1 protein-coding gene is annotated in these 1,508 nt (G+C 75.3%); it reads right to left on the bottom strand.

What is annotated here, in order from left to right:
• Positions 1-27: 27 nt before the first annotated feature.
• Positions 28-1,458: an IS3 family transposase gene (locus B5F40_RS16110; protein WP_140396543.1), complete on the bottom strand. Its 1,431-nt coding sequence runs from the start codon at positions 1,456-1,458 to the stop codon at positions 28-30.
• Positions 1,459-1,508 lie beyond the last annotated feature (50 nt).

Genomic DNA, 1,508 nt, shown 5'->3' with positions numbered 1-1,508 from the left:
GGGGGTGCGGACGTTTTTCCGGACGGCCTAGGCGGCCAGCCCCAGCCGCCTCCTGCGGCCGGCTATCGTATCGTACACCTTGCGCCCTCCCTCGTCGAACGCCTTCAGCCTCCCCTCCCGGTACCAGCGGATCCACTCGGCGAGCTCGGCGGCGAACCGCTCGGCGGAGACCCCGCGCCAGTCCCTCCCGTGGAAGAACTCGACCTTGAGCCTGCCGAAGAACCCCTCGCAGGCGGCGTTGTCCGGCGAGTGCCCCTTGCGCGACATCGACCTCTCCACCCCGGCCTCCCCGCAGGCGCGGACCCAGTCGGGGGTGCGGTAGTGCCAGCCGCGGTCGCTGTGGAGCGTGAAGCCGCCCCCGGCGGCGGCCACGGCGCCGGCGAGCATCTCGGCCACGAGCGCCTTGGACGGCGAGGTGCCCACCGAGAAGGCGGCGACGTCGCCGTCGAACAGGTCGACGGCCGGCGAGAGGTACACCTTCCGCTGGTCGTCGGGCAGCCTGAACTCGGTGATGTCGGTGACCAGGACCTCGCCGGGGGCGGCGGCCGAGAAGTCGTGCAGGTCGCGGCCGGCGTCGACCAGCAGCAGGTTGGGCGCCGCCGCGCGGCCCTCCTCGCCGGCGTAGGAGCTGTAGCGGGCCGCCCGCGGGGCGCGGGCGCGCAGCCCCTCCTCGGCCATGATCCGGCGCACCACCTTCTCGGAGACCGCCACCGGCCGCGCCGGGTCGAGCCCCGCCGCGCCGCGGGCCCGCTGCGGCGCGCCGGCGCCCCGCGCGAGCTCGGCGCGGACGCGGCGGTAGCCGTAGGCGCCCCCGGACGCCTCGAAGGCGGCCCGGACCAGGGGCCGCAGGGCGGCGTACGGGTCGGGCGCGGAGGCCGCCGCCAGGCGGTCGTAGAACGTGCTGCGCGGCAGGGACAGCGCCGCCAGCGCCGCCCGCAGCCCGAAGCGCCCCCTGAGCCGGTCAGCCAGCGCCGCCCTCTCCGCCGCCGTCAGGGCGGACAGGTCGGCGCCTGGGTCTTTTTTTAGTATGTCGATCGTCCCCTCGAGGACGGCGTTGCGCAGCTCCAGCTCCTCGCAGCGGGCCCTGAGCTCCTCGAGCTCCGAGGGCGCCTCGCGGGGCTCCGGCGCGCGGGCGGCGATGTCCGAGTCGGTCATGAGGGAGAGCGCCCCTTCCTCGCGGAGCCGCCGGCGCCAGCCGGAGACGGCAGCGGCGGTGACGCCGGCCTCGGCGGCGAGGTCGGCGGCCCGCTCCCCGGCCTCCAGCCGCGCGACGAGCTCCATCTTCCTGTCGAAGGGCAAGTATACGGCCTTCTTGCGGGGCGGCGGGGCGACGCCCGCCGCCTTCGCCCAATTTACAACGGCCGTGCGGCTGCAGCCGGCCAGCTCGGCCGCCTCGGTCAGGCTGAACCCCGCCGCGACGGCCTCCACGGCGAGCTCCCTGGTCTCCAACGGGTACATGCGGACTCCAATCCGGACACCGGAGTGTCCAACTTTTTGTCCGCACCCCC

Origin of the sequence: Gordonibacter sp. An230, assembly GCF_002159915.1 — a bacterium.
Classification (GTDB): domain Bacteria; phylum Actinomycetota; class Coriobacteriia; order Coriobacteriales; family Eggerthellaceae; genus Rubneribacter.
Note: the sequence above shows the minus strand (reverse complement) of the source record. Positions and strands in the feature narration are given on the sequence as shown.

Coding starts and splice junctions, on each gene's coding strand:
- B5F40_RS16110 (WP_140396543.1), bottom strand. CDS start 1,458: ATGTACCCGTTGGAGACCAGGGAGCTCGCCGTGGAGGCCGTCGCGGCG.